Genomic DNA, 14,055 nt, shown 5'->3' with positions numbered 1-14,055 from the left:
TCCGGCCTTGCCCCGGTCGGGGCCGAGTCTCCGCTACCTTGCCAAAACGGAAAAGCAGACATGCCCCGTATTCTTCCTGGCGTCATCGCCATGGCCGCCGTCGTGGTGGCCTCGAACATTCTGGTCCAGCACCTGCTGGGCGACTGGCTGACCTGGGGGGCGCTGACCTATCCCGTCGCCTTTCTTGTCACCGATATCATGAACCGGATCTATGGCCCCGCCGCTGCGCGTAAGGTGGTCTATGCCGGTTTCGTGACCGGAGTGCTGTGTTCGGTCGTGGCGGCCGGCATGGACAAGACCACGCTGCGCATCGCCGTCGCCTCGGGTGCGGCGTTCCTTTCAGCGCAGCTGATGGACATCTCGGTCTTCAACCAGTTGCGAAAATACAACTGGTGGCTCCCACCGCTTGCGGCCAGCGTCGCGGGTTCGATCCTGGATACGGCCGTCTTTTTCAGCATCGCTTTTGCCGATCAGCTGGCCCCACTCTTTCCTGGCGACGATGTTTCCTGGGCAAATGAGCCCGTTGCATTGCTGGGTCACGGTCCGGTTCAGCCTCTTTGGGTGTCTCTGGCCATCGCCGATTGTGGCGTGAAACTGGCGCAGGCCGTGCTGGCGCTTGTCCCTTTCCGTATCGTTGTAGGAAATTTGATCCGCCGCCGCGCGCAAATTCATTGACTGTCAATGGTTCTGTGGCAGGCTGGATTCATACGGCAACTTATTGAAAGGAGGTGGTCCAGTGTCGAGAGTGATGTTGGAGAGAGGTGTCGGGACAGTCAGGGGAGCCGTGGCCTAAGGGCAGCCCCAAGGGTTGTAAACCCTGGCTGGGACGGTAGGCACCAACCCTAACCGGACCATCTCCGAAGAACTCGCGGGCCGTTCTTTTACAGAGCGGCCCGTTCAGTTTTTCTGCTATTTCTTCGCAGCCCGATTTCACGCGGCACCTGAACTTTGCCACCTGGAAAATCGCGATCCCGGCAGGAAAGCACCCCGGCCAAACCGGGGCGCCGGGCGGGTCAGATACGCTCGATCGCCAGCGCGATCCCCTGACCGCCGCCAATGCACATGGTGATCAGCCCCTTGCGGCCACCGGTGCGCATCAGCTCATACATGGTCTTGACGGTGATGATGGCACCGGTCGCGCCAACGGGATGGCCAAGGGCGATGGCGCCGCCGTTCGGGTTCACCCGCGCCGGATCAAGGCCCAGCTCTTTGTTCACCGCCAGTGCCTGGGCGGCAAAGGCCTCGTTCGACTCGATCACGTCGAAATCGGCTGCCTTCAGCCCGGTGCGCTGCAACAGCGCCTGAACCGCCGGAACCGGACCGATGCCCATGACCTCGGGACGCACACCGGCGACGGCATGGCCGATGACGCGAAACAGCGGCTTTGTCCCCGCCGCCTGCGCCGCATCGGCCCGCGCCAGTACCAGCGCCCCCGCTCCGTCATTGATGCCCGAAGCATTACCCGCAGTGACGGTACCGTCCTTTTGGAACACCGGCTTCAACGCGGCGAGCTTGTCCAGATCTGTCGCTTTCGGATGCTCGTCGGTATCGAAACTGACCACGCCCTTGCGGGTCTTGATCTCGACCGGGACGATCTGTTCCTTAAAGCGGCCCTCGGCAATGGCGGCGGCGGCGCGTTTCTGGCTTTCCAGTGCGAATTCGTCCTGCGCCTGGCGCGAGATATCATGCTCGCGCGCGACGTTCTCGGCCGTGACGCCCATATGACCGGTACCCATCGGGCAGGTCAGTGCGCCAACCATCATGTCGAGCATCTTTACATCGCCCATCCGGGCGCCAAAGCGCGCCGAAGGCACGGCATAGGGCGCGCGGCTCATCGTCTCGGCCCCGCCAGCGACGGCGAAATCGGCATCCCCCAGCGTCAGTGCCTGCACAGCCGAAACGATCGCCTGCGCGCCCGAACCGCACAGCCGGTTCACGTTCATCGCTGGGGTGGTATGCGGCACGCCCGCCTCAAGCATTGCCACGCGGGACAGGTACATGTCGCGTGGTTCAGTGTTCAGCACATGGCCAAAAACCACGGTCCCGATACGTTCGGGGGCAATGCCTGCGCGCTCGATCGCGGCGCGGGTCACAGTCGCGGCCAGCTGGATCGGCGGCACATCCGCAAGGCTGCCTCCGAAAGTGCCGATGGCTGTGCGAGCCCCGGACAGGATGACGATATCGTTCTGGGCCATGATTCCCCCCCGATCATGCTGAAATCCAATTAGTCGTAGCCGCGCCGCAGTGACCGGGAAAGCCCCGGCCCCTTGCAACGTTACGGAATCCACGCAAGATACCTGCATGACCAGCGACCCACGGCTAAGCCTGCGCCTGCATTTCGACTCTGGCCTGACCTTCGGGCGCGGCAAGGCCGACCTGTTGCAAGGGATCGAGGAAGAGGGCTCGATCTCGGCCGCCGGGCGACGCATGGGGATGAGCTATCGCCGCGCCTGGTCTTTGGTCGAAGAGATGAACGCGCATTTCACCTCGCCACTGGTGGACAGCAGCCGCGGAGGCGCACGTGGAGGCGGCGCGCAGCTGACTGATCTGGGCCGGCAGGTGCTGGCCGATTACCGCGCGCTTGAGACACTTTTGCGCGAGCAGGGGGCCGAGCATCTGGCCCGTCTTCGCGCAGGGCAGCGATATGTTTCAACGTAAATAACGGTTGCCAGGCTTGTCGCGGTCTGGTTATGTCCAATCAGACATAACGAATGGACCCTCTCATGCGCTTGTCCCTGATTGCTGCCGCCTTACTGGCCTTGGCCCCCGCCGCGCGGGCCGATGAAGTCACTATTTTCGCTGCGGCCAGTCTTAAGGATGCGCTGGATGCGATCGCTGCCGAATGGCAGAAAACCCATGGCGATACGCTGGTGATTTCCTATGCAGGCAGTTCGCAGCTGGCAAAACAGATCCAGCAGGGGGCACCGGCTGATCTGTTCATCTCGGCCTCGACGGCATGGATGGATGCGGTGCAAAAGTCGGACGATATCGACCCCGGCACACGCCGCGACCTCTTGGGCAACACGCTGGTGCTGGTCGGGACCGGCAAGCCGGCCAGCGCGGATATCGCCGATCTGCCCGTGCTATTGGGTGATGGCAAACTGGCCATGGCGCTGGTCGATTCCGTACCCGCCGGACAATATGGCAAAGAGGCGCTGACCACCCTTGGCCTGTGGGAAAAGGTCGAGGGGCAGGTCGCCCAGGCCGACAACGTTCGCGCCGCGCTAAAGCTCGTTTCGACCGCAGAGGCCCCCTTGGGCATCGTCTATGGCAGCGATGCGGTGGCCGAGCCGGGTGTCGGCGTGATCGCGACCTTCCCTCAGGACAGTCACGCGCCGATCACCTATCCGGCGGCCGTGACCCGCGCCGCCGATACGCCGCAAGCAGCCGCCTTTCTTGACAGCCTGACGCAAGAGCCGGCAAGGTCCATCCTTGAATCACAAGGATTTACCGTCGCGCCATGATCCCAACCGACTGGCTTGGCCCTCAGGAATGGCAGGCCGTGCGCCTGTCCCTGCGGGTGGCCGGGGTGGCAACGCTTGTCAGCCTGCCCTTTGCCATCGGGGTGGCGTGGCTGCTGGCACGACGGCGCTTTCCCGGGCACGGGCTGCTCAGCGGTATCGTCCACCTGCCGCTGATCCTGCCGCCGGTCGTCACCGGCTATCTGCTGCTCGTCACATTTGGGACCCAAGGGCCGGTCGGAAGTATGCTCAAACCGCTGGGCATCGTCTTTGCCTTTCGTTGGACAGGCGCGGCGCTCGCCTGCGGGATCATGGGCTTTCCGCTGATGGTGCGCGCGATCCGGCTGGGGTTCGAGGCGGTCGACCCCAGGCTGGAACAGGCCGCAGCCACCCTTGGCGCGCCCCGGCCATGGATATTCCTGACCGTGACGCTGCCACTGATCCTGCCCGCGATCCTTGCCGGGGCAACCCTGGGCTTTGCCAAGGCGATGGGAGAGTTCGGCGCAACCATCACCTTTGTCTCGAACATTCCCGGCCAGACCCAGACCCTGCCTTCGGCGATCTATGCGCTGTTACAGACACCGTCGGGCGAAAGCGCGGCGTTGCGACTGGTCGCGGTTTCGGTGGTGATCGCCATGGGAGCGGTGCTGGTCTCGGAGTGGCTGGCACGGCGGATGAAGGGACGAGGCTGATGCTTGAGGTCGCCTTTCGTCACCGCTTTCCCGGGCTGGCACTGGATGTCGCATTCGAGGCACCTTCGGGGGTAACGGCGTTGTTCGGTCCCTCGGGCTGCGGCAAAAGCACGGCGATCAATGCCATTGCCGGGCTTTTGCGACCTGATCAGGGACGAATCGCGCTGGATGGCAGGGTGTTGTTTGCCGACCGCACCAACCTTACCCCACAGGCGCGCCGCATCGGCTGTGTTTTTCAGGATGCCCGGCTGTTTCCTCATATGACGGTCGAGGCCAACCTGCGTTACCCCTCGCGCTGGCGGCGCGGCGCGGCGCGGGACTTTGATCGCATCATCGGAATGCTGGCGCTTGAACCTTTGCTACAGCGCCGCCCCGACACTTTATCAGGGGGCGAACGTCAGCGTGCTGCCATCGGCCGCGCGCTTTTGTCGGACCCGGCGCTGCTGGTGATGGACGAGCCTTTGGCGGCGCTTGATGAGGCCCGCAAGGCCGAGATTATGCCCTGGCTTGAACGGCTGCGGGACGAGATCCGGCTACCGATCCTATATGTCAGCCATTCCGTGGCCGAGGTCCTGCGACTGGCGACAACGGTGGTTCTGATGCGTCAGGGGCGGGTGCTGCATTCCGGCCCGCTGACCCGCATCCTTGCCGATCCCGAACTTGCGCCCCAGCTTGGCGCGCGCGAGGCAGGGGCCCTGATCAGCGCCACGGTCGAAGGGCGCGAGGCCGACGGCATGATCCGGGTCGCTACCGCTGGCGGGCCAATGCTGTTGCCCGATCTGGACCTGCCCCAGGGCCAGGCGCTGCGGCTGCGAATCCTCGCTCATGAGGTCATCCTTGCCCGTGAGGCACCGCAGGGGCTTTCGGCGCTGAACGTCCTGCCGGTTACTGTGGCGCGGGTCGATGGCGGGCTGATCCAGCTCTCTTTTGGCAATGAGCGGATGCTTGCGCAAGTCACGCCACGCTCGGTCAAAGCGCTGGAATTGCTGCCCGGAACCCAGTGCCACGCCATCGTAAAATCGGTCTCGGTCCTGCCCAGTTAAACCGGGTCGAGCCATTGTCATTTGCGCCCGGCCGGGGAATTTGCTTATTCTGCCCCGCAAAAAAGACATGAGGGCAGTATGAACAGGTTTCTCAAGCTCGCCATTGTCGGGCTGGTGGCCTCTTGCGGGGGCGGCGGAAACTATAAGGCGCCGCGCAGTCTGGACAACGCCTGCGCCCTTGCAGCGGAAAGGCCCGCCTATATGCGGGCGATGAAGACGACTGAACGGCGCTGGGGCATACCGGTTCATGTCCAGATGGCAACCATCCATCAGGAATCAAAGTTCATCGGCGATGCCCGCACCCCGCACCGCTATGCGCTGGGAATCATTCCCATGGGGCGCCAAAGCTCGGCCTATGGCTATAGCCAGGCTTTGGACGACACGTGGGAGGAATACCGCAAAAAGACCGGCAACCGCCGCGCGCGCCGCGACAACATCCGCGACGCCACCGACTTCATGGGCTGGTACATGAACGATTCGGCGCGGATACTTGGTATCTCGAAATGGGATGCCGGCGCGCAGTATCTTGCCTATCACGAAGGTCGCAACGGCTTTGCCCGGGGTTCGCACAATTCCAAGCCGTGGCTGCTTAATGTGGCGGGCAGGGTTCAGCAGCGGTCCGAGCTTTACCGGGCACAGCTCGCCTCGTGCCGCTAAGGGGCCGGTTCGCCCGCCTATTTGCGGCGGGCGATCTCGTTTTCGATGGTAAAGGTCGAGGGCGGAAAGCTAAGCCCGGTCCGCATTTCACCCAGAATCACCGTCGTGCGCTTGCCGGTGTCATCAGTCACCACCCATTGGCGCAACTGCGTCGGGTTGGCGCTGAAAACCATCTGGATATTGCCGTATTCGGGGTGCTGGGGGTCCTGAGCCGTGACCACCGTGGTATTCTTTTTCTCGGCATAGCCAGTGACCATGCGCGCCTGCCCAAGGTTGATATTGGGCGCAAGGATCAGCGACAGCGGGGTCTTTGACAGCGGATATTGCTGCGGAGTGCCGCGCGTCTTGCCATCAAAGACCGCGACCTGTCCTGCCGAGGCCAGAACCAGCGTCCGGTCACCCTTGTATTCAAACCGGACCCGGTTCGGGCGGTGGATATAGACCACTCCGGTCGAGATCGAGCCATCGGCGTTCACCTGGGTGAAATCCGCCTTGGCGGTCTTGAGGCCGTTGAGATAGCGCGAGATCTCATTCAGCGGGATCTTTTCTGCCAAGGCGGGAAAAGCCATGGCAAGGCAAAGGACGGGCGCAAGGGCGAGCGTTTTCAGTTTCATGAGCGGAATGATACCGGACCTCCAAAGACTTGCACATCACGTTCACTGGATGCGCGCGTGCTTAACGCTGACAGGGCCGTGAGCGTTCCTTACAGCCGGCGCCCGGTCAACAGGCGCGGCATGGGGTCAAGGCTAAGGCCCGCCGCCTGCCGCATGAACCCGCGCCGCAGGGGTGGGATGGCATCAACCAGCCCCATGCCGATTTCCCGCGCCGCACGCAACAAAGGGTTTTTGTTGGAAAACAGCGTATTGACCCCGTCCATACCCATGGCCAGTGCCGTGGCATCCGGGCGGCGCCAGCCCTGATAGCGCGCCAGCACCAGATCGGTGCCGATATCTTCGCCGCGACGGCGGGCCGCAACGATCACCTCTGCCAAAGCCGCCACGTCGCGCAGGCCAAGGTTCAGCCCCTGCCCGGCGACGGGATGCACGCCATGGGCGGCGTCCCCGACCAGGGCCACGCGGGGGGCAACGTAACGCTCGGCCAGCGTGAGATTCAGCGGGTATGAGAATCGCGGCCCGGTCAGGCTGATCTCGCCCAGAAAATCGCCAAAGCGGGGGCGCAACACCGCCAGAAAGTCAGCGTCCGGCAGGGCCATGATGGCGCGGGCCTCGGCCTCGGCCTCGGACCAGACGATCGAGCTGCGATTACCCGGCAGCGGCAGGATCGCCAGCGGCCCGGTCGGCATGAAATACTGATGCGCCGTGCCGTTATGCGGCAATTCGTGATCGACCGCCGCGACCAGCGCGATCTGGCCATAATCGTGACCGACGCGCCGGATCCCCGCCCGCGACGCCACGCCCGATTGCCGCCCGTCCGCACCGATCAGCAGACTGGCGCTGAAACTGCACCCATCCGACAGGGTGGCGCGGATGGCAGGGCCCTCAAGCTCTTGCCCGATGACTGAAAGGCCCGGCAGATGCGTGACCCGCCCCCCCATCGCGGCCAGCAGCGCACGATAAAGGAACCTGTCCTCAAGCATATAGCCCAGACGGCCCTCTTCCAGCTCGGCACCGTCGAAATGCAGGCCAAAGGGACCCGCGCCCTCGCCCGGCAGGCCCTGCGTCGCCTCGACCTTGCGGATCTCTTGCGCATGTGGGGCCAGCTCGGCCCATAGCCCAAGTGCTGCAAGCAGCCGTTGCGAGGCCAGCGCCAGCGCATAGGCACGGCCGTCAAAGACGTCAGAGGCGCGGGCATCGGCCGGGCGGGTATCCACCACGGCCACCGACAGGCCCGCGTCAGCCAGCGCCAAAGCCAGCGCCGGACCATTCAGCCCACCGCCCGCGATCAGGATGTCGAAATCGGTCCTCATGCGGCGCACTATGACTTTCAGCGGCGAAATGTCCATGTGTCATGGTTGCCACCGTGCTCATTGCAGGGCTTCCCGCGCCGGGATAGCCTGCGCATCATCACCATAAAGATATTGGCTCGGGGGAAGCGCATGGATTGGCTCAAGGCATCAGCGGCGGAACAGGGACGTGCCATTCTGGCAGGGTTGATCAGCCCGCTTGAACAGGCCGAGGCCTATCTGGATGCCGCCACGCGCCATCCCTATGGCGAGCGGATCTATGCCCGCCTGACCCCTTCGCGCGCACGGGCCGAGGCCGTCGCCGCCCATGACCGTGCGCGGGCCGGGCTGCGGCGCGGCTTGCTTGACGGGGTAGCGATCAGTTGGAAAGACAATATCGACACCGCCGCCATCCCGACCGAGGCCGGATCGCGCCTGCTGCAAGGCCGCACCCCGCAAAGCGACGCGCCGATCCTGAGCGCGGCGGTGCTGCACGGGCTCGTCTGCCTTGGCAAGACCCATATGACCGAACTGGCCTTTTCCGGCCTTGGCGTAAACCCGATGACGGCCACGCCCCCGAACAGCATTGATCAGGACCTCGCACCTGGCGGGTCCAGTTCGGGCGCGGCGGTTTCGGTCGCCACGGGACTGGCCGCGGCAGCCATCGGCACGGACACCGGCGGTTCGCTGCGGGTGCCTGCGGCCTGGAACGGGGTCGTGGGCTTCAAGCCGACGACCGGCGCGATCAATGGCAAAGGCGTCGTGCCGCTGTGCCCCCGCTTTGACGTCGCCGGCCCCATCGCCCGTACCGTCGAGGACTGCGCCGAACTTTTCGCCGTTCTGCGCAGCGAACCTGCTGCCGATCTGGCGGGAATGGACACGCGCGGATTGCGGCTGATGGTGCTGGACGGCGTGCCCTTTGACGAGGCGCGCGCCGAACCGGTCGCCGCTTTCGAAGATGCGGTCAGCCGCCTTGCCCGCGCCGGCGCCCGCATCACCCATGCCGCACCGCCCTGCGTGGCCGAGGCGATGACGCTTGCCGGATTGCTGTTCTCGCCCGAGGCCTATGGCATCTGGCGCGCGCAGATCGAGGCTGCGCCCGAGCTGATGCACCCCCCGATCCTTGAACGGTTCCGCGGCGGCCAGAATGTGCTCGCCGCTGATTACGTCGCCGCCTGGACCGAGCTTGACCGCCTGCGCGAGACCTGGCGCGAGCTTGTCGCGGGCTTTGACGCGGTGATCCTGCCCACAGTGCCGATCATGCCGCCCCCGGTAGAGCGGCTTTTGCATGACGAGGCATTCTTTACCCGCGAAAACCTGCTGACGCTGCGTAATACCCGTATCGCAAACCTTCTTGGTCTGCCCGCAATCAGCCTGCCAACCGGCCATCCGGCCTGCGGTATCATGCTGATGGGGCGGGCAGGCGACGACCGCGCCCTGCTTACCGCCGCCGCCGCGGCCGAGGCGGCCCTGCGTTGAACCAGTCATTTTCAGGGAAAAACGCGGCCCAAGGGGCGCAAACAGCCCGTGAAACTCTGGACGCATGGGGGGATTGCCGGTAATCTTGCGACAAAACGGGGCGCAACGACCCCGACTGAGAGGCAGTCATGGCAATTCCCGAGCGGTTCTCGAACCTGCCGGATTACGCATTCCCGCGCCTGCGGAACCTGCTCGCGGGGATCGAGCCCGGGGGCGATCCGCTGATCCTGACCATTGGCGAACCGCGCCACGCGCTGCCGGATTTCGTCGGTCCGGTCATGGCCGAAAGCATCGCGGAATTTGGCAAGTACCCCTCGAACGAAGGGACGGCCGAGCTTTTGGCGGCGATTTCGGACTGGCTTGAACGCCGCCACGGGCTGCAGATCGGCCCCGAGCGGATCATGGCCCTGAACGGCACGCGTGAGGGGCTGTTCAACGCCGCCCTCGCGCTCGCACCCGAGCAAAAGAACGGCCAGAAACCGGCGATCCTTGTGCCGAACCCGTTCTATCAGGTCTATGCCGTGGCGGCTTCGGCCATAGGTGCCGAGGCGGTCTTCGTCCCGGCCACCGTTGAAACGGGTCACCTGCCCCGCTTTGCCGATCTGCCCGCCGATGTGCTGGACCGCACTACCGTGGCCTATCTTTGCTCACCCGCAAACCCGCAGGGCAGCATCGCATCCGAGGATTATCTGGAAGAGCTGATCGCGCTGGCCGACCGGCATGATTTCCTGGTCTTTTCCGACGAATGCTATTCCGAAATCTGGCGCGATGCGCCCCCGCCCGGCGCGCTGGCCGTGGCGACGCGCATGGGGCTGGCCGACCGGGTGGTGATGTTCAATTCACTGTCGAAACGCTCGAACCTGCCGGGCCTGCGCTCGGGCTTTGCAGCGGGTGGCGCGGCACAGATCGCCCAGATGCGACGGTTGCGCAGCTATGCAGGCGCGCCTTTGCCGCTGCCCGTTCAGCGTGTCAGCGCCCGCGCCTGGGCGGACGAGGCCCATGTCGACACCAGCCGCGCGCTTTACCAGCAGAAATATGCGATCGCAGACCGGGTGCTTGGCAATGTGCCGGGTTATCAACCCGTGCAGGGTGGCTTTTTCCTGTGGCTGCCGGTCCCCGAAAGCGTCGGGGACGGCGAGGCCGCGGCAAAGAAACTATGGGCCGAGGCCGGCATTCAGGTGCTGCCCGGCGCCTATCTGGCGCGCGACACCGCCACCGGAAATCCGGGGCGGAATTTCATCCGCGTTGCGCTGGTCGCACCGGCTGACCAGACCGAGGCGGCGCTGAACCGCCTGAAAAACTGTTTGTATCAAGGGGGTTGACGCATGGCGAGTTGGCAGGCGAAACACCGCGATCCGCTGTTTGACCAAAGCACGCAGGCTGCGCTGGAACGGCGCGGCAAAGAGCTGCTGGGTGCGGGCCTGGTCATCCTGGGCGTACTGATCGCGATGATGCTGGTCAGCTATTCGCCCGATGACCCCAGTTTCCTTTCCGCAACCGACCAGCCGGCGCAGAACTATCTGGGCCGCTTTGGTGCCTATGTCGCCTCGGCGCTGTTCATGATTACCGGCTTTGGCACCTGGGTTCTGGTGGTCGGCGCCGTCGTCTGGGGCCTGCGGCTGATGCTGCACCGGGGCGAAGAACGCATCATGCGCGGCATCTTTCTGCCGCTCGCCATGGTGCTGGTGTCGGTCTATGCCACCTCGCTTGCCCCGCCCGCTGACTGGACGCAAAGCTTTGGTCTTGGCGGGCATCTGGGCGATATGCTGATGGGGGGCATGCTGTCGGCGATGCCTCTGCGGGCCTCGGTCGCGATCAAGATCCTTGCGCTGCTGACCGCCATCGGCGCCGTTGCGCTGCTGGCATTCGTGCTGGGCTTTGACCGCAAGGAACTGGCGGCCATCACCCGCTTTCTGCGCGAGGGGCTGGCAACCGCCCGGCTGCTGGCGTTGCGCGGCGTGGATCGTGGTGCACGCCTGTCCTCGGGCATGGCGCAGCGCATAAAAAGTCGGGGCGAGACCCGGCGCGAACGTGGAGAGGGCCAGACCACGCAAGCGCGTCGCAGTGCCCTGCCCGGCCTGCGCCCTGCCCCCGCGCCTTTGGCCGAGGATCGCGATTTCGCGCCCGAGCCTGAGCTTGTCGATCCCGAAACGCATTACGCCGAGGATGATGAGCCGCCATCGGATGCCGCAATCAGCGCCCGGATCACCGATGCGATCCGCACCCGCTCGGAAGGCAAAGGGCTTTTGTCGGCGGTGACCGCACGCCTGACCGGAGCCCGTTCGGCCCCGGCACGCAATGAGCCTCCGCTGCGGGCCGGGGACGACGACGAGGATCACTTTCCCGAACCCGTCACCGCCGCACCCTTTGGTGCCGAAACCCCGCGCGTGGTGGTGCCGCCGAAAAAGCCCGCCCCCTCACGCCAGGCGCAATCCGAGGCCCAGCCCGCGCTGCGCTTTGACGATGCGGCAAACAATTACGAACGGCCTCCGCTGTCGCTTCTGTCTGCCCCCTCGACCGTCGAGCGCCATCAGCTGTCGCAAGAGGCGCTGATGGAAAACGCCCGCATGCTTGAGGCGGTGCTGGACGATTACGGCGTCAAAGGCCAGATCACCGAGGTCCGCCCCGGTCCGGTGGTCACGCTTTACGAGCTTGAACCGGCCCCGGGCCTTAAGGCCAGCCGGGTGATCGGGCTTGCCGATGATATCGCACGCAGCATGTCGGCGCTGTCGGCGCGGGTGTCGACCGTGCCCGGCCGCACGGTCATCGGGATCGAACTGCCGAATGCCCGGCGCGAAAAGGTGGTGCTGCGCGAAATCCTGGCCTCCAAGGCCTATGGCGACGGCTCCCAGCCCCTGCCCCTTGCCCTGGGCAAGGACATCGGCGGCGGGCCGGTGGTGGCAAACCTTGCCAAGATGCCCCACCTGCTGATCGCCGGGACCACCGGCTCGGGCAAGTCGGTGGCGATCAACACCATGATCCTGTCGCTGCTCTACAAGCTGACGCCCGAAGAATGCCGGTTGATCATGATCGACCCCAAGATGCTGGAACTGTCGGTCTATGACGGCATTCCGCATCTGCTTTCGCCCGTGGTGACCGATCCCAAGAAAGCCGTCGTCGCCCTGAAATGGGTCGTGGGCGAGATGGAAGAGCGCTATCGCAAGATGTCCAAGATGGGCGTGCGCAATATCGAGGGCTATAACGGCCGCGTGCGCGAAGCTCTGGACAAGGGCGAGATGTTCAAGCGCACCGTGCAGACCGGCTTTGACGAGGACACCGGCGAACCGGTCTTTGAGACCGAAGAGTTCCAGCCCGAGACCTTTCCCTATATCGTCGTCATCGTCGACGAAATGGCCGACCTGATGATGGTCGCCGGCAAAGAGATCGAGGCCTGTATCCAGCGTCTGGCGCAGATGGCGCGTGCCTCGGGCATCCACCTGATCATGGCGACCCAGCGCCCCTCGGTCGACGTCATCACCGGCACGATCAAGGCAAACTTCCCGACGCGGATCAGCTTCCAGGTGACCTCCAAGATCGACAGCCGCACTATCCTTGGTGAACAGGGGGCCGAACAGCTGCTGGGTCAGGGCGATATGCTTTATATGGCCGGTGGCTCGCGCATCACCCGCGTCCATGGCCCCTTTGTGTCCGACGAAGAGGTCGAAGAGGTCGTGAACCATCTGAAATCCTTTGGCCCGCCCTCATATATGGCTGGCGTCGTCGAGGGTCCGGACGAAGAGCGTGCCGAGTCGATAGATCAGGTGCTTGGCCTGTCCTCGGGCGAGGGGGGCGATGCCGAGCTTTACGACCTGGCCGTTGCCATCGTCGCCAAGGACCGCAAGTGCTCGACCTCTTACATCCAGCGCAAACTGGCGATCGGATATAACAAGGCGGCGCGACTGGTCGAACAGATGGAAGAGCAGGGCATCGTCAGCCCCGCCAACCACGTCGGCAAGCGCGAAGTTCTGGTGCCAGAGGTCTGAAAACCGCACGCATATGCCACTTGGGCCGGGCCGCTTAGCCCGGCCTTTTCTTTATTCGCCCTGCTCCTGAGGCCGACCCAGATGTAAAAGCAGCGCGTCGCGCGCGGCGGGGCGGATCAGCGACCCATGGCTTTCATCAGGATAAGGCCGGTGAATCAGGTTCAGCCCGGGAATACCGGACAACGCAGCAAGGATCGCGGGCGGCTGCGAAGGTGTTTCGGGCTGTCTTCCGGAATTGGCGATCAGAACCGGGGCCGGCGGATCCAGACGCCCGCCCGCCGCCAATATGCCGCCGCGAAACGCCCGCGCCTCACGCAGGGGCTCGCCCGCGTTCCACCAGGTCGAAGGATCAGCGGCGACATGCCGGGCGAAAAGGCGCGGCCGGGTAAAAAGCGCATGTAACACGAAAAGCCCGCCCAGCGAGTGGCCGAACAGCGTCAGATCCTGCGGATTGATCAGTTCGCGCCGGGCCAGTTCGGGCAACAGCGTGGTTTCGATCATGTCGAGAAAGGCGTCCTGCCCTCCGGTCGGGCGTTCGCCCGGACCGCGCAGGTCAGGCTGTGGCGGAACCGGCTTTTTGCCGGGCGAGGTCAGATCGTACCAGCGCCGCAGCGGATCAAAACGGGTCTTGACCGGGTAACCGATACCGACCACCGCCACCGGCGCGTTGGGCGCAATCTCTTCGCGCAGATGCCACAGGATCGGAAAGGTTGCGTTGCCGTCCAGCGCGACAATGGCCGAATAACCCTGCGGGGGGCGGCGCAGCAGGCAGGCCCATAAAGATGCGCCAGGGTTTCTGTGCCGGACCAATGTCGAAATAGCTGGCGCGGGGATCGT

The 14,055-nt window shown here is 64.5% G+C and carries 13 protein-coding genes; 9 read left to right on the top strand and 4 right to left on the bottom strand.

The annotated features are described in order from the left end of the window. Positions 1 to 60: 60 nt before the first annotated feature. A complete protein-coding gene (locus M511_RS09560) occupies positions 61 to 675 on the top strand; it encodes a VUT family protein (protein ID WP_085502036.1) in 615 nt (204 codons plus the stop codon). 338 nt (positions 676 to 1,013) lie between these two features. Here the strand turns inward: M511_RS09560 and M511_RS09555 are convergent, their stop codons facing one another. After that, positions 1,014 to 2,195: an acetyl-CoA C-acyltransferase family protein gene (locus tag M511_RS09555; RefSeq protein ID WP_010391802.1), complete on the bottom strand. Its 1,182-nt coding sequence runs from the start codon at positions 2,193 to 2,195 to the stop codon at positions 1,014 to 1,016. 106 nt (positions 2,196 to 2,301) lie between these two features. Here M511_RS09555 and M511_RS09550 point away from each other — a divergent pair, with 106 nt between their 5' ends. The 5 genes from M511_RS09550 (at position 2,302) to M511_RS09530 (ending at position 5,853) form a co-directional block, all read left to right on the top strand. Continuing rightward, positions 2,302 to 2,658, top strand: coding sequence for a winged helix-turn-helix domain-containing protein (locus M511_RS09550; RefSeq protein ID WP_010391803.1), 357 nt, complete (start codon positions 2,302 to 2,304; stop codon positions 2,656 to 2,658). A 65-nt stretch (positions 2,659 to 2,723) separates the two neighbouring features. Continuing rightward, positions 2,724 to 3,464: a molybdate ABC transporter substrate-binding protein gene (modA, locus tag M511_RS09545; protein ID WP_010391804.1), complete on the top strand. Its 741-nt coding sequence runs from the start codon at positions 2,724 to 2,726 to the stop codon at positions 3,462 to 3,464. Then, the gene (gene modB, locus M511_RS09540; RefSeq protein ID WP_010391805.1) at positions 3,461 to 4,153 is read left to right on the top strand and encodes a molybdate ABC transporter permease subunit; all 693 of its coding nucleotides are present in this window, start codon (positions 3,461 to 3,463) and stop codon (positions 4,151 to 4,153) included. Before modA ends, modB begins: the two co-directional genes overlap by 4 nt. Then, complete coding sequence (gene modC, locus M511_RS09535) at positions 4,153 to 5,196, top strand: molybdenum ABC transporter ATP-binding protein (RefSeq protein WP_085502035.1); 1,044 nt, start codon at positions 4,153 to 4,155, stop codon at positions 5,194 to 5,196. Before modB ends, modC begins: the two co-directional genes overlap by 1 nt. A gap of 78 nt (positions 5,197 to 5,274) precedes the next feature. After that, on the top strand, positions 5,275 to 5,853 hold the full coding sequence (locus M511_RS09530; protein WP_010391807.1) for a transglycosylase SLT domain-containing protein: 579 nt from the start codon (positions 5,275 to 5,277) through the stop codon (positions 5,851 to 5,853). 17 nt (positions 5,854 to 5,870) lie between these two features. Here M511_RS09530 and M511_RS09525 read toward each other — a convergent pair whose 3' ends face one another. Further along, entirely contained in the window at positions 5,871 to 6,467 is a 597-nt protein-coding gene (locus tag M511_RS09525) for a LolA family protein (RefSeq protein ID WP_085502034.1), read from the bottom strand. A gap of 89 nt (positions 6,468 to 6,556) precedes the next feature. Next, positions 6,557 to 7,780, bottom strand: coding sequence for a UbiH/UbiF/VisC/COQ6 family ubiquinone biosynthesis hydroxylase (locus tag M511_RS09520; protein ID WP_085502063.1), 1,224 nt, complete (start codon positions 7,778 to 7,780; stop codon positions 6,557 to 6,559). A gap of 129 nt (positions 7,781 to 7,909) precedes the next feature. Between M511_RS09520 and M511_RS09515 the strand changes: the two genes are divergently transcribed. The 3 genes from M511_RS09515 (at position 7,910) to M511_RS09505 (ending at position 13,218) form a co-directional block, all read left to right on the top strand. Continuing rightward, entirely contained in the window at positions 7,910 to 9,235 is a 1,326-nt protein-coding gene (locus tag M511_RS09515; RefSeq protein ID WP_085502033.1) for an amidase, read from the top strand. A gap of 128 nt (positions 9,236 to 9,363) precedes the next feature. Continuing rightward, positions 9,364 to 10,557: an aminotransferase class I/II-fold pyridoxal phosphate-dependent enzyme gene (locus tag M511_RS09510; RefSeq protein ID WP_085502032.1), complete on the top strand. Its 1,194-nt coding sequence runs from the start codon at positions 9,364 to 9,366 to the stop codon at positions 10,555 to 10,557. Between the two features lie 3 nt (positions 10,558 to 10,560). Further along, positions 10,561 to 13,218 (top strand): DNA translocase FtsK, encoded by a 2,658-nt coding sequence (locus tag M511_RS09505; protein ID WP_085502031.1) that lies wholly within the window; start codon positions 10,561 to 10,563, stop codon positions 13,216 to 13,218. A 51-nt stretch (positions 13,219 to 13,269) separates the two neighbouring features. On the opposite strand, the gene M511_RS09500 is transcribed toward M511_RS09505, so the two are convergent. Beyond that, positions 13,270 to 14,028 carry an alpha/beta hydrolase gene (locus tag M511_RS09500; protein ID WP_240547580.1) on the bottom strand — a complete coding sequence of 253 codons (759 nt, stop codon included), beginning with the start codon at positions 14,026 to 14,028 and terminating at the stop codon, positions 13,270 to 13,272. Positions 14,029 to 14,055: the final 27 nt, after the last annotated feature.

Origin of the sequence: Paracoccus sp. J56 (assembly GCF_019633685.1) — a bacterium.
GTDB classification, from domain to species: domain Bacteria; phylum Pseudomonadota; class Alphaproteobacteria; order Rhodobacterales; family Rhodobacteraceae; genus Paracoccus; species Paracoccus kondratievae.
The sequence above is the reverse complement of the archived record's forward strand: the minus strand, read 5'-3'. Positions and strand labels throughout refer to the sequence as shown.